Origin of the sequence: Mycobacterium lehmannii, from assembly GCF_001499925.1 — a bacterium.
Taxonomy (GTDB): domain Bacteria; phylum Actinomycetota; class Actinomycetes; order Mycobacteriales; family Mycobacteriaceae; genus Mycobacterium; species Mycobacterium lehmannii.
Genome location: NZ_LQIR01000009.1, coordinates 31,798 through 52,419 on the forward strand (window position 1 = coordinate 31,798; position 20,622 = coordinate 52,419).

General features: G+C 67.7%; 22 protein-coding genes. 14 read left to right on the plus strand and 8 right to left on the minus strand.

Annotation, left to right across the window (positions count from 1 at the left end; all coding sequences use genetic code 11):
* Window positions 1–155: 155 nt before the first annotated feature.
* Genes AU192_RS06800 through AU192_RS06810 form a run of 3 tightly spaced genes read left to right on the plus strand, consistent with a single transcriptional unit; the run spans window position 156 to window position 3,182 of the window.
* Entirely contained in the window at window positions 156–1,391 is a 1,236-nt protein-coding gene (locus AU192_RS06800) for an MMP alpha-(1->4)-mannosyltransferase (protein WP_064395035.1), read from the plus strand.
* Window positions 1,385–2,116, plus strand: coding sequence for a class I SAM-dependent methyltransferase (locus AU192_RS06805; RefSeq protein ID WP_064395080.1), 732 nt, complete (start codon window positions 1,385–1,387; stop codon window positions 2,114–2,116). Before AU192_RS06800 ends, AU192_RS06805 begins: the two co-directional genes overlap by 7 nt.
* Window positions 2,103–3,182, plus strand: a complete 1,080-nt coding sequence (locus AU192_RS06810; RefSeq protein ID WP_064395081.1) for an MMP endo-(1,4)-3-O-methyl-alpha-D-mannosidase — start codon at window positions 2,103–2,105, stop codon at window positions 3,180–3,182. The genes AU192_RS06805 and AU192_RS06810 overlap by 14 nt, the downstream gene beginning before the upstream one ends.
* Here AU192_RS06810 and AU192_RS06815 read toward each other — a convergent pair.
* Window positions 3,179–3,829: a class I SAM-dependent methyltransferase gene (locus AU192_RS06815; RefSeq protein WP_064395036.1), complete on the minus strand. Its 651-nt coding sequence runs from the start codon at window positions 3,827–3,829 to the stop codon at window positions 3,179–3,181. The two genes, AU192_RS06810 and AU192_RS06815, sit on opposite strands and share 4 nt — an antisense overlap.
* Window positions 3,830–3,894: 65 nt before the next feature.
* Here AU192_RS06815 and AU192_RS06820 point away from each other — a divergent pair, with 65 nt between their 5' ends.
* Window positions 3,895–4,464, plus strand: coding sequence for a TetR/AcrR family transcriptional regulator (locus tag AU192_RS06820; RefSeq protein ID WP_064395037.1), 570 nt, complete (start codon window positions 3,895–3,897; stop codon window positions 4,462–4,464).
* A gap of 3 nt (window positions 4,465–4,467) precedes the next feature.
* On the opposite strand, the gene AU192_RS06825 is transcribed toward AU192_RS06820, so the two are convergent.
* Entirely contained in the window at window positions 4,468–5,073 is a 606-nt protein-coding gene (locus tag AU192_RS06825) for a TetR/AcrR family transcriptional regulator (protein ID WP_064395038.1), read from the minus strand.
* A gap of 99 nt (window positions 5,074–5,172) precedes the next feature.
* Here AU192_RS06825 and AU192_RS06830 point away from each other — a divergent pair, with 99 nt between their 5' ends.
* Complete coding sequence (locus AU192_RS06830) at window positions 5,173–6,540, plus strand: cytochrome P450 (RefSeq protein ID WP_064395039.1); 1,368 nt, start codon at window positions 5,173–5,175, stop codon at window positions 6,538–6,540.
* Between the two features lie 8 nt (window positions 6,541–6,548).
* Complete coding sequence (locus tag AU192_RS06835; RefSeq protein WP_064395082.1) at window positions 6,549–7,880, plus strand: cytochrome P450; 1,332 nt, start codon at window positions 6,549–6,551, stop codon at window positions 7,878–7,880.
* Between the two features lie 4 nt (window positions 7,881–7,884).
* Here AU192_RS06835 and msrA read toward each other — a convergent pair whose 3' ends face one another.
* Together msrA and msrB are read right to left on the minus strand one after the other, a co-directional pair.
* Window positions 7,885–8,400: a peptide-methionine (S)-S-oxide reductase MsrA gene (msrA, locus tag AU192_RS06840; RefSeq protein ID WP_064395040.1), complete on the minus strand. Its 516-nt coding sequence runs from the start codon at window positions 8,398–8,400 to the stop codon at window positions 7,885–7,887.
* On the minus strand, window positions 8,397–8,858 hold the full coding sequence (gene msrB / locus AU192_RS06845) for a peptide-methionine (R)-S-oxide reductase MsrB (protein ID WP_064395041.1): 462 nt from the start codon (window positions 8,856–8,858) through the stop codon (window positions 8,397–8,399). Before msrB ends, msrA begins: the two co-directional genes overlap by 4 nt.
* 59 nt (window positions 8,859–8,917) lie before the next feature.
* On the opposite strand from msrB, the gene AU192_RS06850 reads away from it, so the two are divergent.
* The 4 genes from AU192_RS06850 to AU192_RS06865 are packed head-to-tail and all read left to right on the plus strand — an operon-like array spanning window position 8,918 to window position 11,694.
* Window positions 8,918–9,316, plus strand: coding sequence for a hypothetical protein (locus AU192_RS06850; protein WP_064395042.1), 399 nt, complete (start codon window positions 8,918–8,920; stop codon window positions 9,314–9,316).
* Between the two features lie 38 nt (window positions 9,317–9,354).
* Window positions 9,355–9,861, plus strand: coding sequence for a nuclear transport factor 2 family protein (locus AU192_RS06855; protein ID WP_064395043.1), 507 nt, complete (start codon window positions 9,355–9,357; stop codon window positions 9,859–9,861).
* Window positions 9,858–10,862: an NAD-dependent epimerase/dehydratase family protein gene (locus tag AU192_RS06860; protein WP_064395044.1), complete on the plus strand. Its 1,005-nt coding sequence runs from the start codon at window positions 9,858–9,860 to the stop codon at window positions 10,860–10,862. The genes AU192_RS06855 and AU192_RS06860 overlap by 4 nt, the downstream gene beginning before the upstream one ends.
* 13 nt (window positions 10,863–10,875) lie before the next feature.
* Window positions 10,876–11,694, plus strand: a complete 819-nt coding sequence (locus AU192_RS06865; RefSeq protein ID WP_064395045.1) for a class I SAM-dependent methyltransferase — start codon at window positions 10,876–10,878, stop codon at window positions 11,692–11,694.
* Between the two features lie 70 nt (window positions 11,695–11,764).
* On the opposite strand, the gene AU192_RS06870 is transcribed toward AU192_RS06865, so the two are convergent.
* Window positions 11,765–12,421, minus strand: a complete 657-nt coding sequence (locus tag AU192_RS06870) for an enoyl-CoA hydratase-related protein (RefSeq protein WP_064395046.1) — start codon at window positions 12,419–12,421, stop codon at window positions 11,765–11,767.
* Between the two features lie 82 nt (window positions 12,422–12,503).
* Window positions 12,504–14,129: an HNH endonuclease signature motif containing protein gene (locus AU192_RS06875; protein ID WP_082694932.1), complete on the minus strand. Its 1,626-nt coding sequence runs from the start codon at window positions 14,127–14,129 to the stop codon at window positions 12,504–12,506.
* Here AU192_RS06875 and AU192_RS06880 point away from each other — a divergent pair.
* The 3 genes from AU192_RS06880 (at window position 14,128) to AU192_RS06890 (ending at window position 16,092) form a co-directional block, all read left to right on the plus strand.
* Window positions 14,128–14,508, plus strand: a complete 381-nt coding sequence (locus AU192_RS06880; protein ID WP_064395047.1) for a DUF427 domain-containing protein — start codon at window positions 14,128–14,130, stop codon at window positions 14,506–14,508. The genes AU192_RS06875 and AU192_RS06880 overlap by 2 nt on opposite strands.
* 27 nt (window positions 14,509–14,535) lie before the next feature.
* Window positions 14,536–15,447: a DNA-3-methyladenine glycosylase family protein gene (locus AU192_RS06885; protein ID WP_064395048.1), complete on the plus strand. Its 912-nt coding sequence runs from the start codon at window positions 14,536–14,538 to the stop codon at window positions 15,445–15,447.
* Between the two features lie 81 nt (window positions 15,448–15,528).
* Window positions 15,529–16,092, plus strand: a complete 564-nt coding sequence (locus tag AU192_RS06890; protein ID WP_064395049.1) for a Dps family protein — start codon at window positions 15,529–15,531, stop codon at window positions 16,090–16,092.
* Here the strand turns inward: AU192_RS06890 and AU192_RS06895 are convergent.
* Both AU192_RS06895 and AU192_RS06900 read right to left on the minus strand, forming a co-directional pair.
* Window positions 16,085–17,509: a chloride channel protein gene (locus AU192_RS06895; protein ID WP_064395050.1), complete on the minus strand. Its 1,425-nt coding sequence runs from the start codon at window positions 17,507–17,509 to the stop codon at window positions 16,085–16,087. The genes AU192_RS06890 and AU192_RS06895 overlap by 8 nt on opposite strands.
* Window positions 17,510–17,533: 24 nt before the next feature.
* Window positions 17,534–18,337 (minus strand): PaaI family thioesterase, encoded by an 804-nt coding sequence (locus tag AU192_RS06900; protein WP_064395051.1) that lies wholly within the window; start codon window positions 18,335–18,337, stop codon window positions 17,534–17,536.
* A gap of 63 nt (window positions 18,338–18,400) precedes the next feature.
* Between AU192_RS06900 and AU192_RS06905 the strand changes: the two genes are divergently transcribed.
* Entirely contained in the window at window positions 18,401–20,479 is a 2,079-nt protein-coding gene (locus tag AU192_RS06905; RefSeq protein WP_064395084.1) for a heavy metal translocating P-type ATPase, read from the plus strand.
* Window positions 20,480–20,622 lie beyond the last annotated feature (143 nt).

A 20,622-nucleotide genomic window follows, 5' to 3' on the forward strand; every position in this document is an offset into this window, starting at 1 on the left:
TGATAGTCAAGGCATCACGGCCGCGTTGCGTCCGCTAGCACGTCAAACTATAGTCTGGACACATGTCCAGAAGGTTCGGAGTTGTTGCGTGACACGATTTGTCCAGCTCACCGGCCCTGGATTCAGCCGCTTCTGCGCATCGTCTTGAGTTGACCATGCGCATCGCACTTCTGTCCTACCGGAGCAAGACCCACTGTGGTGGGCAGGGCGTCTACGTCCGCTACCTGTCCCGCGGCCTCGCGGACCTGGGCCACGAGGTCGAGGTGTTCTCGGGCCAGCCCTATCCGGAGGAACTCGATCCCCGCGTTCGGCTGACCGAGGTGCCCAGCCTGGACCTCTACCGGGAACCCGATCCCTTCCGGATCCCGTGGCCCAACGAGATCAAGACGTCGATCGACCTGCTCGAGCTGCTGACCACGTGGACGGCGGGCTTCCCCGAACCCCGCACGTTCAGCCTGCGCGCCGCGCGGGTGCTCGCCGAACGTCGCAACGAGTTCGACGTCGTGCACGACAACCAGTGCTTGGGCACCGGGCTGCGCAAGATCGCCGGCCTCGGCCTTCCGGTGGTCGCCACCGTGCATCACCCGATCACCCGCGACAAGGTGGTCGACGTCGCGGCCGCCAAGTGGTGGCGCAAACCGCTGGTGCGACGGTGGTACGGCTTCGCCGAGATGCAGAAGCAGGTGGCCTGCGAGATCCCCGAACTGCTGACCGTGTCGTCGACGTCGGCGGCTGACATCGCCGAGGACTTCGGCGTCGCGCCCAGCCAGCTGCACGTCGTGCCGCTGGGCGTGGACACCGCGATGTTCAAGCCCGCCGAGCGACGGGTGCGCAACCGCATCATCGCGATCGCCAGCGCCGATGTTCCCCTCAAAGGCGTCAGGCACCTGCTGCACGCGGTGGCCCGGCTGCGCGTCGAACGCGATCTCGAACTGCAGCTGGTCGCCAAGCTCGAACCGAACGGTCCCACCGAGAAGCTGATCGCCGAGCTCGGCATTTCCGACATCGTGCACAGCTCCAGCGGGTTGTCCGACAGCGAGCTGGCCGACCTGCTGGCCTCGGCCGAAGTCGCTTGCATCCCATCGCTTTACGAGGGGTTCTCGTTGCCGGCGGTGGAGGCGATGGCCAGCGGCACGCCCATCGTCGCCAGCCGCGCCGGTGCGCTGCCCGAGGTGGTGGGTGCCGACGGCGATTGCGCCCGGCTGGTCAAGCCCGCCGACGTCGACGAATTGACCGCGGTGCTCGGCGAACTGCTCGACTCACCGCGTGAGCTGGCGCGCCTCGGTGCGAACGGACGCAAGCGCGCGGTGGAGGTGTTCAGCTGGCAATCGGTTGCGGCGCAGACGGTTGCGGTCTACGAGAAGGCGCGCGAACGGGTCGGCGCATGCTGACGGTGGACTTCGACCGGCTCGGCGTCGGCGAGGGCACGAAGGTGATCGACGTGGGCTGCGGCGCGGGCCGGCACAGCTTCGAGGCCTTCCGGCGCGGAGCGGACGTCGTCGCGTTCGACCAGAGCGCCGCCGACCTCAACGACGTCGACGAGATCCTGACCGCCATGCGCGAGCAGGGTGAGGCGCCGCCGACGGCCAAGGCCGAGGCGGTCAAGGGCGACGCGCTCGATCTGCCTTATGCCGACTGCACTTTCGACTGTGTGATCGCCTCGGAGATCCTCGAGCACGTGCCCGAGGACGAGAAGGCGATCGCCGAGCTGGTCCGGGTGCTCAAGCCCGGCGGAACGCTTGCCGTCACGGTGCCGCGGTGGCTCCCCGAGAAGCTGTGCTGGGTGTTGTCCGACGAGTACCACGCCAACGAGGGCGGGCACGTGCGGATCTATCACGCCGACCGGCTGCGCGACAAGGTGCTCGCCCATGGCCTTCGACTCGAGCACACTCATCACGCGCACGCCTTGCACTCCCCGTACTGGTGGCTCAAATGCGCGGTGGGAACCGAGAATTCGGATCACGTCGCGGTGAAGGCGTACCACCGGATGCTGGTGTGGGACATGATGAGCCGCCCGTGGCTGACGCGGACGGCCGAGTCGCTGCTCAACCCGCTGATCGGCAAGAGCGTCGCGTTGTACTTCACGAAACCGGTGGGTGCCGGTGCTGACACCTAAACTCGACGGCGTCCCGGGCGTTCCCGGGGTGCTGACACCCGAACAGTGCCGTCAGACCGCGAAATCGATTGCTGCTACCCAGGAGTCCTCGGGTGCGCTGCCGTGGTTCGACGGTGGCCACACCGATCCGTGGGATCACATCGAGAACGCGATGGCGCTGACGGTCGCCGGGTTGCTGGAGCCGGCCCGTGCGGCGTTCGAGTGGTCGCGCACGCACCAGCGCCGCGACGGATCGTGGCCCATCCAGTTGCGCAACGGTGTCATCGAGGACGCCAACAGCGACAGCAACTTCTGCGCCTACATCGCTACCGGCGTGTGGCACCACGTGCTGGTCACCGGTGACCGCCGCTTCGCGGAGACGATGTGGCCGGTGGTCACCAAGGCGATCGACTTCGTGCTCGGCATGCAGCTCAGTGGCGGTGAGATCGCGTGGGCGAGAAGCCCTTCGACCATCGAATCCGAGGCCCTGATGACGGGGTGCGCGAGCATCTACCACAGCATCCGGTGCGCGCTGGCGCTCGCGGACTACTTCGACGACCCGCAGCCGGAATGGGAGGTCGCGGTCGGCAGGCTCGGCCACGCGATCGCCCACCATCCCGAGGCGTTCACGGTGAAGGACCGCTGGTCGATGGAGTGGTACTACCCGGTGCTCACCGGCGCGGTGCGCGGTCCCGCGGCGCGGATGCGGATCGACGAGCGGTGGCACGACTTCGTGGTTCCCGGACTGGGTATCCGATGCGTCGACGACCGGCCGTGGGTGACCGGGGCCGAAACCTGCGAGCTGGTGCTGGCTTTGGACGCGATGGGTGACGCGGTGCGCGCCAGGGAGCAGTTCGCCGCGATGCACCATCTGCGTGAGGACGACGGCTCCTACTGGACGGGTCTGGTGTTCGCCGACGGCAAGCGCTGGCCGGAGGAACGTACGACGTGGACCGGCGCGGCGATGATTCTGGCCGCCGACGCGCTGTCGTCGACGTCGGCAGCCAGCGGGATCTTCCGGGGAGCAGACCTTCCGCGCGGCCTCGAAGGCGAATACGACTGCGAGTGCGCGACCAGCGACCGCTAGCCCAGCGGCTCGCCGGCGACGCCGTCCGTGCGCTCGAGCACCCGCATGGATCCGGTTGCCGAGACCTCGCGAAAATGGTTGGTGTTCAACGCCCGCTGGTAGATGTGGAACGGCGCCTGCCCGCCCTCGTCGGGGTTGGGGAACACGTCGTGGATGACGAGCGCCGCGCCCACCTCCACCCATCTGGCCCAGCCGTCGAAATCGCGCTGTGCGGCTTCCTCGGTGTGGCCGCCGTCGATGAACAGGAAGCGCAACGGAGTTCGCCATCCCCGCGCCACCACCGGTGACCGGCCGACGATCGCGACGACGTGGTCGTCGAGGCCCGCGGCGTCGAGCGTGTGCCGAGCCGTCGGCAACGTGTCGAACAGGCCGGTGACGGGATCGACCATCGACTCGTCGTGGTACTCCCACCCCGGCTGGTGTTCTTCGGAGCCGTGGTGGTGGTCGACGGTGTAGATCACGCCGCCGGTCTGCTGTGCGGCGGCGCCGAGTAGCACGGTGGACTTGCCGCAGTACGTGCCGATCTCGACGCCGATGCCGTCGCCGAGATACTTCACGGCCGCGTCGAACAGGGCCCGGCCCTCGTCGGCTGGCATGAATCCGATGACCTGCTCGGCAAGGGCGAAGAGTTCGTCTGTGGTGCGCATCGGTAACGAACCTACTCGGCGCGGATCGTTGCTGGTGCAGGGGTGTTGTAGTAGCGTCCGGACATGTGTCCGACACGGCCTTGGAGTCGACTCGGCGCCGTCTGACCGCCAAACAAGCCGACACTGTCGACCGCCTCGGCCGCGCCGCGGTGGAACTCCTCAACCGCGAGGGGTTCGCCGGTCTCACGGTGCGCCGCGTGGCCGCCGATGCCGGTGTCGGGGCGGCTACCGCCTACACCTACTTCTCCTCCAAGGAACACCTTGTCGCCGAGGTGTTCTGGCGCAGGCTCGCGGCATCTCCACCGGCGGCGCACGAGTCCGAGGACCCCGCAGCACGGGTCATCGAGGTGCTGCGCCACATCGCCCTGCTGGTCGCCGACGAGCCCGCCTTCGCCGGTGCGGTGACGACGGCGCTGTTGGGTCGGGACCCCGATGTCGAGGTGCTGCGGCTGCGCATCGGCCGCGAGATCCGCGACCGGCTGGCCGCGGCGTTGGGCGCCGACACGGATCCCGACGTCATCGACACGCTGGAGATGCTGTACTCCGGTGCGCTGGTGCGCGCGGGCATGGGATATGCGTCGTACACCGAAATCGCGGAGCGACTGGAGAAATCGGCGCGGCTGATCCTGAACTGATCCTCAGCGCGAGCCGAGGATCGCCACCGACGCGGTGATCGCCGGCTCGATGATGCCGCCCAGATCGTGGCCGTCCTCGACGAAGAGCGCGGTCAGCTCGCGCAGGCCGCCAAGGATGATGAGCGCCAACGGACGCGATATCGGAGTCAGCGAAGCGCGTTCGAAGCCCGGCGTGCTGCTGATGTCGACCAGCATGTCGGTGAAATTCTCCATGGCCTCGCGATGCAGCGGATGTGCGACGGCGCCCAGTGCCGGCGCCTCGCGGATCCACGCCAGCGTGATGGCCGGTCGCGCCGCGATGTGGTCGACGTAGGCGGTCACCGCCGAGCGGATCTGGGCCCGCCAGTCGGCATCGGGGTCCGCCGCTGCACGCACCCCGGCGATCATCGTCTCGTTGTTTCGCCGCAGCAGCTCGATCAAACATTCCTCTTTGCTCGCGAACTGTTCGTAGAACGTGCGCTTGGAGGTTCTCGCCTGCCGCACGATGTCGGCGACGGTGGTGTCGCGATAGCCCCGTTCGGTGATCGAGGCGGCCATACCGTCGAGCAGGCGGTCGCGGAACGCCCCGTCGGCCGCGGTATGCGCGCCGTTGTCCAGCGCAGTGGTCATACCGCCTCCTCGACAGCCTTGCGCCTGCTGGTACCAAGCGGTACCGTACTACACGAACCTACGGTACATCGTAGTACCGGGGAACAGGCTGGGAGCGTCATGAGCGAAGCTTTGGTCGTCGATACGCCCACACCCGCGGCGCCATCGCCTGCCGCGGTCAGGCTGCCGCCGAAGGCGCCGATTCCCAAGCCGCTTCTGGGCCTGGCCTTCGCGGTCTCCCGGCGCTGGACCGTCGCCCAATTCGCCCGCGTCTACGGCCCTGTCTTCACGATGAACGTTCCGGTCTTCGGGCGCACGGTCGTCGTCGGCGACCCGCAGTTGGCAAAGCAGATGTTCATGGCCAACACCGACGACGTCGGCAACATTCAGCCCAACCTGTCGCGGGTGCTCGGCCCCGGTTCGGTGTTCGCGCTCGACGGGTCCGAACACCGGCGCCGACGGCGGCTGCTGACACCGCCGTTCCACGGTAAGAGCGTCAGGAACTACGAGGCGATCTTTGAAGAGGAAACCCTGCGCGAATGCGCGAACTGGCCCGAGGGCCAAGCGTTTCCGACCCTGGAGCCGATGATGCGAATCACCCTCAACGCGATCCTGCGTGCGGTGTTCGGCGCCGACGGTGAGCAGCTGGACGACCTGCGCCGCATCATCCCCCCGTGGGTGACGCTGGGTTCGCGGCTGGCGTCGTTGCCCGCGCCGTCGCGTACCTATGGTCGGTTCAGTCCGTGGGGACGGTTGGCCGAGTACCGCAGGCAGTACGACGAGGTCATCGACAAGCTGATCGACCGCGTGACGGCCGACCCCGGCTTCGACGAGAGGACCGACGTTCTGGCGCTGTTGCTCGGCAGCACCTACGAGGACGGTACCGCCATGTCCCGCAAGGACATCGGTGACGAGCTGCTGACGCTCCTTGCCGCCGGACACGAGACCACCGCCTCGGCACTAGCTTGGGCGTTCGAGCGGATCACCCGCCATCCCGACGTCCTTGCCAAGCTGGTGTCCGAGGCGGAGACCGACGGCAACGACTATCGTCAGGCCGTCCTCGCGGAGGTGCAGCGGTCGCGCACGGTGATCGACTTCGCAGGCAGACACGTCTACTCGCCAACCTTCGAGCTGGGCGAATGGGTTGTCCCGCAGGGCTATACGATGCTGGCGAGCATCTCGCTGATGCACGACAGGGCCGCTGAGTTTCCCGATCCCGAGGGCTTCGACCCCCAGCGCTTCCTCGACGAGCGACCGCCGACGTTCGCCTTCATCCCATTCGGCGGAGGCACCCGCCGCTGTGTCGGCGCCGTGTTCGCCAACGTCGAGATGGATGTGGTGCTGCGCACTGTATTGCGCCACTTCGTGATCGACACCACCGCGGCGCCTGCGGAGAAGACGCACTCGCGCGGCGTGGCTTACACCCCGAAGGACGGCGGCCGCATCGTGGTGCACCGCCGCAAGACACCGCTCGCGCAGGAGGAGTGAAGGAACCGATGACGAACGCCACCGCCGCCGACCAGCAAGCACCGGTCACACCCGGCAAGTTGCCGCCGGCGGTACCGCTGCCCAAACCCGTTCAGATGGTGCTGATGGCGGGCTTCCGCCGCTGGTTCCTGGGCAAAGCGCTCAAGCGATACGGTCCGGTGTTCGCGATCAACGTGCCGTTCTTCGGTCGCAGCGTGGTGATCGCCGATCCGGCGCTGATCCGCACCGTGTATCTCGCGAGCACCGACGACTTGATCAACGTGCAGCCGAACCTCAGTCGGATCTTCGGCCCCGGTTCGGTGTTCGCGCTCGACGGCGTCGAGCACCGCAAGCGCCGCAAGCTGCTCGCACCGCCGTTCCACGGCCAGAGCATCAAGAACTACGAGAAGATCATCGAGGAGGAGACGCTCCGCGAGACCGCGACCTGGCCCGAGGGCGTCGAGTTCGCGACGCTCGAACCGATGAACCGGATCACGCTGAACGTCATCTTGCGCACGGTGTTCGGGGCCGACGGGGCCGAACTGGACTATCTGCGCGAGATCATCCCGCCGTGGGCCAAGCTGGGTTCGCGCATGGCGACGTTGCCCGAACCACCCTTCAAGACCGGGCCCTACACCCCTTGGGGTCGCCTGGAGACGTTCCGGCGCAACTTCGATCGCACCGTCTTCGCGCTGATCGAGAAGGCCGAGGCCGACCCCGCCCGCGAGGAGCGCACCGACATCCTGGCGCTGCTACTGGGCAGCACCTATGAGGACGGCACCCCGATGTCGCACCAGGACATCTCCGACGAGCTGCTCACCCTTCTCGGTGCCGGCCACGAAACGACCGCGTCGACGCTGGGTTGGGCGTTCGAACGGTTGCGCCGCCATCCCGCGGTGCTGGCCAAACTGGTCGAGGAGAACGACGCCGGCGGCAACGAGTACCGCCAGGCCTTCATCAACGAGTTGCAGCGCAACCGGACCGTCATCGACTTCTCCGGGCGCCACGTGCTGGCACCGCATTTCGACGCCGGCGAGTGGCGAATCCCCCACGGCTACACCGTGATGGTCGCGCTGGCGAACATGCACGCCAACCCGGACGTGTTCCCCGACCCCGAACGCTTCGATCCCGACCGGTTCCTGGGCAAGCGTCCGCCGACGGCGTGGGTGCCGTTCGGCGGCGGGACCCGCCGGTGCATCGGCGCCGCGTTCGCCAACGTCGAGATGGATGTCGTCCTGCGAACAGTCTTGCGCCACTTCGTGATCGAGACCGACAATGCGCCCGACGAGAAGGTGCACTTCCGCGGGATCGCGTTCACCCCGAAGGACGGCGGCCGCGTCGTGGTGCGCCACCGCACCTAGCGCGCTACTGGTTGGCCGTTTCGCGCTTGGGCAGCTTCCAGCCCGGGCGCGGGAAGTGGCAGGTGTAACCGCTCGGGTACCGCTCCAGGTAATCCTGGTGCTCGGGCTCGGCCTCCCAGAACTCGGCCGCCGGGGACACCTCGGTCACGACCTTGCCGGGCCACAGCCCCGACGCGTCGACATCGGCGATGGTGTCCAGCGCGACGCGCTTCTGCTCGTCGTCGAGGTAGAAGATCGCCGACCGGTAGCTGGTACCGACGTCGTTGCCCTGACGGTTCTTCGTGGTCGGATCGTGGATCTGGAAGAAGAACTCCAGCAGCGCGCGGTAGTCGGTCCGCGCCGGGTCGTAGACGATCTCGATCGCCTCGGCGTGGCCGGGGTGGCTGCGGTACGTGGGGTTGGCGTTCTCGCCACCGGTGTAGCCGACCCGCGTCGACACCACGCCCGGCTGCTTACGGATCAGATCCTGCATGCCCCAGAAGCAACCGCCCGCCAGGATGGCCGTCTTGTGGTCGCTCATGCTTGCGCCTCCTCATTCACGAACAGCTTCTTGTAATCGCCATACCCCTCGGCCTCGAGGTCGTCGAGGTGGATGAACCTCAGCGAAGCGGAGTTGATGCAGTAGCGCAACCCACCCTCGGCGCGGGGGCCGTCGGTGAACACGTGGCCGAGGTGGCTGTCACCGTGCGCCGAGCGCACCTCGGTGCGGATCATCAGGTGCGACAAGTCGCGCTTCTCGACGACGTTGGTCGCATCGATCGGACGGGTGAAACTGGGCCACCCTGTCCCGCTGTCGAACTTGTCGACCGAGGCGAACAACGGCTCGCCGGAGACCACGTCGACGTAGATACCCGGCTCGTGGTTGTCCCAGTACTCGCCGGTGAAGGGCCGCTCGGTGCCGTTTTTCTGTGTGACCTGGTACTGCTCCGGCGACAACGCTTTCACCGCGGCCGGATTCTTGTGGTATTGCTTTGCCATAGTGCCTGTATAACCACCGAACCGACCGCGGTGTTCCTGCCTCCCATTACGGTTGTGTGATGCGCGCATTCCTCGCCGTGGTGGCCGCTGCGTTGGCCCTGTGGGCGGCCCCTGCGGCATCGGCGGAGACGGCCGTGCTGCCCGAACGGCCGGGCTATCCGGGCCTGCTGTTCATCGACAACCCCGCGATCGTCGACCCGCAGCCGATGCGCGCCGAGTCCTTCAACCGCGTCGCGGGCGACCGCGCCGTCGGCGTGCACTTCACCACGGGGACCCCGCAGTGCTACGGCGTCCACGCGACCGTGCAGGAGACACCCGAAGCCGTCACCGTGGAACTCTTCGGCGGCACGCTTCACGAAGCCGTGGGCCGGCCGTGCATCATGATCGCGGTATCGGGGATCCTCGACGTCCCTCTACAGAATCCGCTGGGCAGCCGCCAGGTGCTCACCGCGTTCTGACCCTCGACAAGCTCGGTAGAACGTGTTCTAGTTCTGGTGTGACGGGCAGCACCTTCAGCCGCGAGGAACTCGCCGCGGCGTTCCATCAGTTCGAGGCGACGGTCGACCGCGCCGCGCAGACCCGCGACTGGGATCCCTGGGTCGACCAGTACACCGACGACGTCCTCTACATCGAGCATGCGGCAGGCACCATGCGCGGCCGGGAACAAGTGCGCCCCTGGATCTGGAAGACGATGGAGTCGTTTCCCGGTAGCTACATGACGTCGTTCCCGTCGCTGTGGACCGTGATCGACGAGGCCACGGGCCGAATCATCTGCGAGCTCGACAACCCGATGCGCGACCCCGGCGACGGCACCATCATCAGCGCCACCAACATCTCGATCGTCACCTACGCCGGCGACGGACTGTGGCGCCGGCAAGAGGACATCTACAACCCGTTGCGGTTCGTCAAGGCGACCGTCAAGTGGTGCCGCAAGGCAGCGGACCTCGGCACCTTGCCGCCGGAGGCCGAGGAGTGGATGAAGCAGTACGGAGGAGGCAAGTGAGCAAGCTGGTCATCGGGGCCAACGGTTTCCTCGGATCCCATGTCACTCGACAGCTGGTGGCCGCCGGTCACGACGTCCGCGTCATGGTCCGCCCGAACGCGAACACCAAGAGCATCGACGATCTGCCGGTACAGCGCTTCCTCGGCGACATCTGGTACAACGACACGCTGCGCGCGGCCATGACCGGAGTCGACGACGTGTACTACTGCGTCGTCGACACGCGCGGCTGGCTCAATGACCCCACGCCGCTCTTCTATACGAACGTCGAAGGCACCCGGAACGTGCTCGAGGTCGCCAAGGACATGCGTCTGCGGCGGTTCGTCTACACCAGCAGCTATGTGACGGTCGGGCGCAGGCGCGGGCACGTGGCGACCGAGGACGACGTGATCGTCGACAAAGGTCTGACGCCGTATGTGCGGTCGCGGGTGCAGGCCGAGACGGTGGTGCTGCAATATGCGCGCGAGCACGGCGTGCCCGCAGTGGCGATGTGCGTGTCGACCACCTACGGCGGCGGCGACTGGGGCCGCACCCCGCACGGCGCGATCATCGCCGGGGCGGCGTTCGGCAAGCTGCCGTTCGTGATGCGCGGCATCGAGTTGGAGGCCGTCGGTGTCGACGACGCGGCGCGCGCCATGATCCTCGCCGCCGAGCACGGCCGAGTCGGCGAGCGGTACCTGATCTCGGAAAAGATGATCAGCAATGCCGAGGTGGTGCGCATCGCCGCCGAAGCCGCGGGGATGCCTGCGCCGACGAAGTCGCTCCCGCTGCCCGTTTCCTACGCGATGGCCGCCCTGGGCACCGCCAAGGCGCGGGTGACCGGCAAGGACGAGAAGTTCTCGCTCGGCTCGCTGCGGCTGATGCGTGCGGAAGCACCGGTGGATTGCAGCAAGGCCCGACGTGAATTGCGTTGGAGTCCAAGGCCTGTCGAGGATTCGATCCGCGAGGCCGCGAGGTTCTGGGCGGGGCTGCGGGACGCGCGGCGTACAAGCAAGGCAGGCTAGCCCGCGAGTAGAGATGCCCGACAAGCTTTCCGTCGATTTGTCCGGTGCGCCGCAGACCATGCTTGCGACGTTCTACGCCAAGGCGCTCGACGCTGACCTGCCGAACCCGATCCTGGGTGACCGGTTCGCCAAGGACATCGTCGAGCGCATCGACTATGACTGGTCGAAAACGACGATCACTGCGGCCAATTCGGCATCGGTGACCACCCGCAGCGCGCACTTCGACAGGTGGACGCGCCAGTTCCTGGCCGTGCACCCGCGGGCGGTCGTGCTGCATCTGGGATGCGGGCTGGACGCGCGGGCGTTTCGGGTGGACGCCGGTCCCGGGGTCGACTGGTTCGACATCGACTATCCGGAGGTCGCAAGTCTTCGCACGCGACTCTATCCGGACCGCGACCACTACCGGGTGATCGGCGCCTCGGTCACGGATGCATCGTGGTTGCCCGAAATCCCCTTGGACCGGCCGACTTTAATGATCGCCGAGGGCCTCACCATGTACCTGACGGAATCCGATGGTGCGGCGCTGCTGCGGCGGGTGGTCGACGGGTTTCCCTCCGGTGAACTGCAATTCGATGCGTTCAGCCGGCTCGGCATCCGGTCGCAGGTCCTGAACGCGGTGGTACGGCGCTCGGGGGCGACGCTGCAGTGGGGGATCGACGGTCCGGACGATATCGCCGAGGCGGTGCCCGGTGTGCGGTTGCTGGCGTGGGTGTCGCCGTTCGATTCGCCAACGTTCCGCGACGTCGCCTGGTATTACCGGGCGATGGGGCGGGTGATGTCGGCGCTGCCGGCGTTGCGGTACATGGCGCAGTATCACCGTTGGGCGTTCTGAGCTGTTGCACTCGAAACTGAAGCTATGTATGAAAATGCCGGAACATCGTGCAGATGTTCAGTTTCGGCGGCTAACGCACCTTCAGTTCGGCGATCACTTCCGCGTACAAGCGCGCCTTGATCGTGCCGAACACCGCGCCGGCTTTGGCGGCCAGCGCATCGGCGCGGTCGACCGCTGCGTTGAGGACGTCACCCTCCCCAGCGGTGGCCGCGGCGATTCCTGCCGCGAGGGCGTCCTCGCCGCCGTACCGTCGCGCGGTGGTCATCGCCTCGTGTGCGGTCGCGATCGGCAGGCGGGACCGGATTAGGGCGTTCATCCCGGCCGTGAACGGGATGCCGAGGTCGACCTCAGGCAGGCAGAAGAAGCCGCGATCGGCGCGCATCACGATCTGGTCGTGGGCCAGCGCCAGCATCGCGCCCGCGGCGAACGCGTGCCCTTGCACCGCGGCGATGATCGGTGCCGGGAACGCCAGCACGCGCGCCAACAGCGCGTGCACGTCGGCCAGATTGGCCTCGGCCGCATCGGGATTGGCGGCCATGAAGTCCAGGTCCAGGCCGTTGGAGTAGAACTTGCCGCTGCCGGTCGTGACGACGGCCCTCGGCCCGTCGGCGGCCTCCACCTCGTCGAGTGCCGAGTTCATCGCGGTCAGCCGGTCGGGGTGGAAGCGGTTCTCGTCCTCGCCGAGGGTCAACACATACACCGCGCCGTGCCGTTCAAGTTCTGCCATCAGCCGATTACACCACCTGCTTAAGTCCGGACGGCGTACGACTTGAGTAAGACCGACCGACCGCACTAGCCGGTTTCCGCTCTCAGAACGGTGCGGGGTCGACATTGCGTGCCCGCTCGGCTCTGATCCGTGCGGCGAATTCGGCCGCGCGAGTGCGTCTTCGCTTCGGCATCTTCGCGGCGCGATCGGTCACGGGCGGTGGAGTATCCGGTGGCGGTGGCAGGTTGGCCGTGGTCGTATCCCATTCGAAGAACAGCTTGCTACCGGGGTGGGTGGTATAGGTGAGGCCGCTCGGCGCGGTCCAGATGACAGTCCCATCCGGAAGCTGTATGTCGCGCCAGCCGTCAGGGCCGCCGCAGAATGTCTTCATCAGGTGGTTCTTGCGGCACAGGCATTTGAGGTTCGACGGATGCGTGGGTCCCAGGGGCCACGGGGTCGTGTGATCGATGTCGCAGAGGTCGGCGGGCACGTCGCATCCCGGTGCGCGACAGTACATATCCCGCATGCGCACGAATTCGGCCAGCGCCGCTGACGGCTGATACCGCGACTCGGCTTCCGACCCCGGCATCTTGATCGGGCGCACCTTCGCCCCGCGGCTGATCAGCCAGGGCAGTAGGAACGTGGGCAACGCCCCGTGGCCCAGCAGCACTGCGGTGCCTCGTTTCTGGGGCTTTTTTCCTTCCGCAGGGGGTGAGGCGTCGCCGCCTCTGTCGCCTATGGTGGTGCGGTCCGCGTTGCCTTCGGCAGCGTGAGCGGCGGGCCCGTCGGCAGCAGGAGCGGCATTGTGTTCGGCAGCGGCCGCATTTTCGCGGGCAGCGGCAGCGGCAGCGGCACTGTCGATCGCGGCTTGGTCGGCGATCACGTGTATTTGGACGTTCGACGCCTGCACACTGGCAGCGGCGCATGTCGGCGATCCGCACGCACAAGCCAATTGGGTTTGGCCGGCGCCCAAGGCGCCGATCGCGTCGGAGCGCCGCTCGCCCATACTGCGCGGATCGTTGTCGCACAGGCCCTTCATCATCTCGGCGAGGCGCCGTTTGAGGGCGGCGGCGTCGGTGGCCAACAACCGGCCCCACACCGAAGTCGTGCCGGCCGGGTCGTCATCGTCACCGAAGTGGAAGTCTCGGCTGCGCGCGGCTGTCTTCGACTTCCGCACCGCGAGCGGGTCGAACCGGTGGACGAGCGCGTCGACTGCGTCGTCGAGTCGCCGCTCCGATAGCGGACTCAATCGAGACGCCCGTTGTGCGAGTGCGGTGTCGATGAGTGCCAACGCCTCAGGATCTTCGATCAACGTGGTGCGCCAGGTGATCGTCGAGACGATCCGCGCATTGATACCGCCCTGCTCGAACAAGGCGGCCACCTGTGGCAGCCGCTCGCGCAGCGCCTGCGCGATGCGCATCTGCCCCGAAGCGCGCCGATGACCGACCGTCATCGCCGCAGCCACCTCGGCGGCGACGCTGTCCCACGGATCGAACGCGGACCGCTGCCGCTCGTCGTCATCGCACACCTTGCGCCGGACCAACTCTGCAATGGCCGCGAGCCGGCGTGCGGCGGCTTGCGCCTCCGCACGTGCACCCTCGGCGATAGCGGCGACCACAGCGGCGTCGTCCGCCTCTGCGAAGTCCGATCCGAACTTGTGTTCGACTATGCCACCACCCACCGACACGTCCGGAATTCCGACCGGCACCTCGTGCGTTGGCCATGACATGAACGATCGACCCGTACTCGAGCCCACCGCGGAGCACCCGATCACCGTCGAGCCGACCGGCAGACACGTCACCGTCCGGGTGAACGGCGAGATCGTCGCCGACACAGATCGGGCGTTGACGCTGCGGGAGTCGACCTATCCGGCGGTGCAGTACATCCCGCACAACGACGTCATCCAAGACAAACTCAGGCCCAGCGACACCCAGACGTACTGCCCGTTCAAGGGCGACGCCAGCTACTACGACCTGGTGACCGGCAGCGGCACCGTCGTCGAGGACGCCATCTGGACCTACGAGAAGCCCTACCCCGCCGTCGCCGCCATCGCCGGTCACGTCGCGTTCTACCCGGACAAGGCAGAGGTCACCGTCGTTCACGCATAACCCGTAGACCCGGCATAACCTTGGCCGGTGCACACCTCGGTCAGGGTCGTCTTCGACGGCCCGGTCAGCCCCGCGTTGACCTTGGCGCCGCTGCGGCGTGGCCGAAAGGACCCCTGCTACTTCGACGCCCCCGACGGCGCGATCTGGCGCACCAGCCTGATGCGTAGCGGCCCGGTCACCGCGCGCCTCACCAAATCGGCACCCGACACCGTCGACTGCGAAGCGTGGGGTGACGGCGCGACCGAATTCGCCGAGACCCTGCCCGCCCAACTCGGCGCGTACGACGACAGCGTCGGCTTCGCGCCCACGGAACCGACCATCGCCGCCGCACATCGACGCGTGCGGCATCTTCGGCTGGGCCGCACCGACCGCGTGCTCGAAGCCCTGATTCCCGCGGTGCTCGAACAGCGGGTCTACGGCAAGGACGCGCGCCGCGCGTGGCGGCTGCTGGTCACCAAGTACGGCGCCCCCGCACCCGGACCGGCGCCCGCGCACATGCGGGTGCCACCGCCCGGTGACGTCTGGCGCCGCATCCCGTCGTGGGAGTTCCACCGCGCCAACGTCGATCCGCGCCGCGCGCGCACCGTCGTCGTGTGCGCTCAGCGCGCCGACTCGCTGGAACGACTGGGCGCCCGGTCACCGGCCAGGGCGCGTGCCGCCATGGCGTCGCTTCCGGGGGTCGGTGAGTGGACCGCCGCCGAGACGAGTCAGCGCGCGTTCGGTGACGCGGATGCGCTCTCGGTCGGCGACTACCACCTGGCGAAGATGGTCGGGTGGAGCCTGCTGGGCCATCCGATCGACGATCCCGCGATGGTCGAGTTGCTCGAACCGCTTCGCCCGCACCGTCACCGCGCTGTGCGCTTGCTGGAAGTGAGCGGTCTTGCGGTGCTTCCGCGGTTCGGCCCGCGCATGGCGATTCCGAATCTGATCGAGATGTGACGCCTGTGACGTGGTGATTACCTCGCCGACGCAGCGGGTAGTCGAAGCCTCGACACCGTATGCGTGCAAAGGAGCTTTCCCATGCCTAAGTCTCAGTACACCGTTCCGGGTATGACCGACAAAGACGCGGCCAAGATGGCCGAGCTGCTGCAGAAGCAGCTGAGCCGGTACAACGATCTGCACCTGACCCTCAAGCACATTCACTGGAATGTGGTGGGCCCGAACTTCATCGGAGTCCACGAGATGATCGACCCGCAGGTCGAGTTGGTGCGTGGCTACGCCGACGAGGTCGCCGAGCGCATCGCGACTCTGGGGTACTCGCCGAAGGGCACGCCGGGCGCGATCATCGGCGACCGCTCCTGGGATGACTACTCGCTGGACCGCGACACCGTGCAGGCACACTTGGCCGCACTCGATCTCGTCTACGACGGAGTCATCGAGGACACCCGAAAGAACATCGAGGACGCCGAGGATTCCGATCCGGTCACCGAGGACATGCTGATCGGCCATGCCGCGGAGCTGGAGAAGTTCCAGTGGTTCGTGCGTGCGCACCTGGAGAATTCCGGTGGCCAGTTGGCCAACAAGGGCGCGTCGACGGAGAAGGACGCCGCCAGCCAGGCCAAGAAGAAGGCGCCGGTCAGGTAGTCGTTTCGGGCGGAGGTGGCCGGCGTCCGTCGGCGCCACGCGCGGCGTCGGCGGCGTCCCGGTCGAGGCGCTGCGCGCGGTAGATCGAGACGTCGGTGCGCGACATCAACATGTAGGCGATACCGACGGCGACCATCGCGCACGGGATCACCGAGAACGAGCCGGTCATCTCCGCCACCATGATCATCACGGCCAGCGGCGCGTGCGCGACACTGCCGAAGCACGCCATCATGCCGACGACGACGAAGGTGGCGGGGCTGTCGGGGATTCCAGGGGCGTCGACCAGATCGCCCAGCCGCCACAGCGCGGCGCCGACGAAGGCGCCTACCACGACACCCGGCCCGAAGATGCCGCCCGAACCGCCGGTGCCGATCGACAACGACGTCGCCACGAGCTTGGCGAGCGGCAGGAGCAGCACGATCCACAGCGGTATCGCCATCAGGGTGTCGGTGGCCGTGGCCTTCTGCGCCCATCCGTATCCGCTGGCCAGAACCTGTGGGATCGCCAGGCCCAGCAGTCCCACCGCCAGCCCGCCGACCGCGGGTTTGAGCACCTTGTGGCCGGGCAGCCGACCGGTCAGTGCGACGGTTCCGTAGAAGATGCGCGCGTAGAGGTAGCCGACGCCGGCCGCGACGACGCCGAGCACGACGAACCAGCCCAGATCGAGCGGGCTGTCGAAGCGGTAGTCGGCGGCGACGAATCCGAACAGCGGGTCGAAGCCGAGGATCGAACCCAGTACCGAGTAGGCGGTCGCCGAGGTGATGAATCCCGGTATCAAGGCCCGGTAGTCGAAATCTCGGCGGTACACGATCGAGGCCGCAAGCACCGCGCCGCCGAGCGGGGCGCCGAAGATCGCCCCGATACCCGACCCGATGCCGAGCGACACCGCGATCCGCCCGTCCTCGTCGGACAGGTTCAGCCAGCGGGTCAGCATGGATCCGAAGCCCGCGGAGATCTGCGCGGCGGGGCCTTCGCGGCCGCCGGAGCCGCCCGACCCGATGGTCAGGGCGCTGGCGATGGTCTTGATGACGATGGCTCGTCCCCGGATGGCGCGGGGGTCGGTGTGCACGGCTTCGATCGCGCTGTCGGTGCCGTGCCCTTCGGCCTCGGGCGCGAACTTCGCGACCAGCCACGCCGATACGAGAGCGCCGCCGCAGACCACCAGCGGGATGGCCCACGGCCGGTCGAAGCCCGCCGAGCCGGGATCGCCGCCGTCGCCGACCGGTTTGGGGATCCGGTAGCCGGCTAGGTCACCGAGCAGGAAGTCGCCCGCATAGTCGAGCGCCAGATAGAACACCACCGCGCCGAGGCCGGCGATGACGCCGATCGCGATCCCGAGAATCAGCCACTTACGGATGTAGCCGGAGCGTCGAACGAATCCCCCGAGGCCGCCGCCGGTTTCACGGGTCTCGGCCATGGTCTCCAGATGCTAGTGCGATTGTCAGCGGTACGCGGTCAGTCTGGCGAGGATCGCCACCCCTCCCCCGGGGCCGACGGCTTGCCCCTCGGCGACGCCCGTCCGGCGCCCGACACGCAAAGCGGTTCCCACATAACGAGATTCGGGTCCACTGTGGAAGGGCCGCATGAAGTTGACCCGCACCGACGCGGTCCGCAGCGGCCGGTCTGAACCATCGGTGTCGAGTGCCGCCGACGCCACCAGTTCCAGCGCCATGGCCGTCACCCCGCCGTGCACGATGCCGATCGCGTTGTTCAGCACGGGGTCCTCGTCCTGCAGCAGAACCCGCCCCGCGCCGCCGCTCTCGGCGACGCGAACCGCCATCCGGTCGGCGAGCGTGCCCGGCGGCAGCGGGCCGGACGGACCGTCGGGAAACGGTGCGATGTCGGCGGGTGAGTGGATGTAGAACGAACGCACGGTGGCCGTGGCGAGCACGGTGTCGCGATGAGTCAGCTCGCACAACGCCAGCGCGACGTCGCTCTTGGCGCCGAACGGTCGGGCGGTCGCGACCACCGGTACATCCGGGGTGCCCGCGATGATTTCGGCGGCGTCGGGATCGGCTTCCAGAGACAGCTCGCTGGACACCGTCCACTCATCGTCGGCGCGGCGCCGGTGGTTGACCAGGCCACACGCGTGGTCGACGAGCATCGCCATGGGCGCGATCGTCGGGGCGCCCGTCAGCGGGTTCACCATGCCGCCCACCGGGATCGAGGCCACGCACTCACCGGGCGCGTCCGTGGACGTCACGATGCCGAACCGGCCCAGCGGAGTGTTCAGTGGATGCGACATCGAGGTACAGCGTGACCGAACAAGCCCTGGCCATATACCCCTAGGGGGTATAGCATGGCCGCTATGACGCACGCCGGCCATGGCGCCCAGCACCCAGACACGGCCGCGGTCGGTCATTCGGGGCACGACCATCCGCAGGGCCAAGACCACTCGGGCGGCCACGATCATTCTGGCCACGTCGCCGAGTTCCGGCGCCTGTTCTGGACCATGCTCGTGCTCGCCGTCCCCACGGTCACGCTGTCGGGGATGTTCTCGATGATCCTCGGCTACTCGCTGCCCGACATCCCCGGGGTCCGATGGGTGCCGCCGGTGCTCGGCACCGTGATGTACGTCTGGGGCGGGCGGCCCTTCCTGTCCGGGGCCGTCAATGAAATCCGTTCCCGCGCACCGGGAATGATGCTGCTGATCGGGCTGGCTATCACGGTCGCGTTCCTGTCGTCCTGGGGTGCGAGCCTCGGTGTCTTGCACCACGAGCTGGACTTCTGGTGGGAACTGGCACTGCTGATCGTGATCATGCTGCTCGGGCACTGGATCGAGATGCGCTCGCTCGCGCAGACCACATCGGCGCTCGACTCCCTGGCGGCGCTGCTGCCCGACGAGGCCGAGCGGGTCGTCGACGGCGGCACGGAAATCGTCGCACCGGCCGAGTTGCGTGTGGGCGACGTCGTGCTGGTGCGCCCCGGAGGCAACATCCCGGCCGACGGCGAGATCATCGCCGGTACGGCGGACGTCGACGAGTCGATGGTCACCGGCGAATCGCGGCCGGTTCGCCGCGAGGCGGGCGACCACGTCGTGGCCGGCACGGTGGCCACCGACTCAGGGCTGCGGGTGCAGGTCAGCGCGGTCGGCGACGACACGACGCTGGCCGGTATCCAGCGGTTGGTGACCGAAGCGCAGAACTCGTCGTCGCGGGCGCAGCGCCTGGCCGACAAGGCGGCGGGTTGGCTGTTCTGGTTCGCGCTGTCGGCGGCGATCGTTACGGCCGTGGTGTGGTCGTTCGTGGGTTTGCCCGCCGCGGCCGTCGTCAGGACCATTACCGTCCTGGTGATCGCCTGCCCGCACGCTCTGGGGCTGGCGATACCGCTGGTGGTCTCGATCGCCACCGAACGCGCCGCACGCGGAGGCGTTCTGATCAAGGACCGGCTGGCGCTGGAGAGCATGCGGACCGTCGAAGCCGTGCTGTTCGACAAGACGGGCACGCTGACCAAGGGCGAGCCGACGGTCACCGCGGTCGCGACCGCACCCGGCCGTTCCGCCGAGGATGTCCTGACGTGGGCGGCGGCGGCCGAGGCGTACTCCGAGCATCCGCTGGCCAAGGCGATCGTCGCGGCCGCGCGCGACCGCTCGCTGAACCTGCCGCCGACCACCGACTTCAGCTCGTCCCCGGCGGTGGGCGTCAAGGCCATGGTCGAGGGCAGCACCGTTCAGGTCGGCGGGCCGCGGATGCTGGCCGAAGCGGGGCTCGCCGACCTGCCCGAAACGGGACAGTGGCGCGACGAAGGGGCGATCATCCTGCACGTCGTGGTCGACGGTGAGGCCGCCGGTGCGATCAAGCTGGCTGACGAGGTGCGACCGGAGTCCCGCCAGGTGGTCGAGGCACTGACCAAGCTGGGCATCGAAGTGGTGATGATCACCGGCGACGCGGAGGCCGTCGCGCAGTCGGTGGCCGCCGACTTGGGCATCGAGCGGGTGTTCGCCGGGGTACGACCGGAGGACAAGGCGGCAAAGGTGGCCCAGTTGCAGCGGGACGGGCGCAAGGTGGCGATGGTGGGGGACGGCGTCAACGACGCCCCCGCGCTTGCCCAGGCCGATGTCGGCATCGCGATCGGCGCGGGAACCGACGTGGCGATCGGCTCGGCCGGGGTGATCCTGGCCGGCTCGGATCCGCGCTCGGTGCTGTCGGTGCTGCAGCTCTCTCGGGCCGCATACCGCAAGATGCAGCAAAACCTTTGGTGGGCAGCGGGATACAACTTGGTGTCGGTGCCGCTGGCCGCGGGGGTGCTGGCGCCGGTCGGCTTCATCCTGCCGATGTCCGTCGGCGCGATCTTGATGTCGGCGTCGACGGTCGTGGTGGCGCTCAACGCTCAACTGCTGCGACGGCTGGACCTCACCCCCGAAGCCAGCCTGAAAGCGCTTTCTTAAGAATCTGGCTAGGCTTTTCGCAAACCCGTACGCAGCGGTCTAAGCTGGAAAAAGCGCCGAAATAGCGCCCTTCAGCAAACGCCAGGCGGCGTCGGGAGGCAAGTGTGACGTGTACCGCACCCCGCTGGAGAATCGCTGATCGC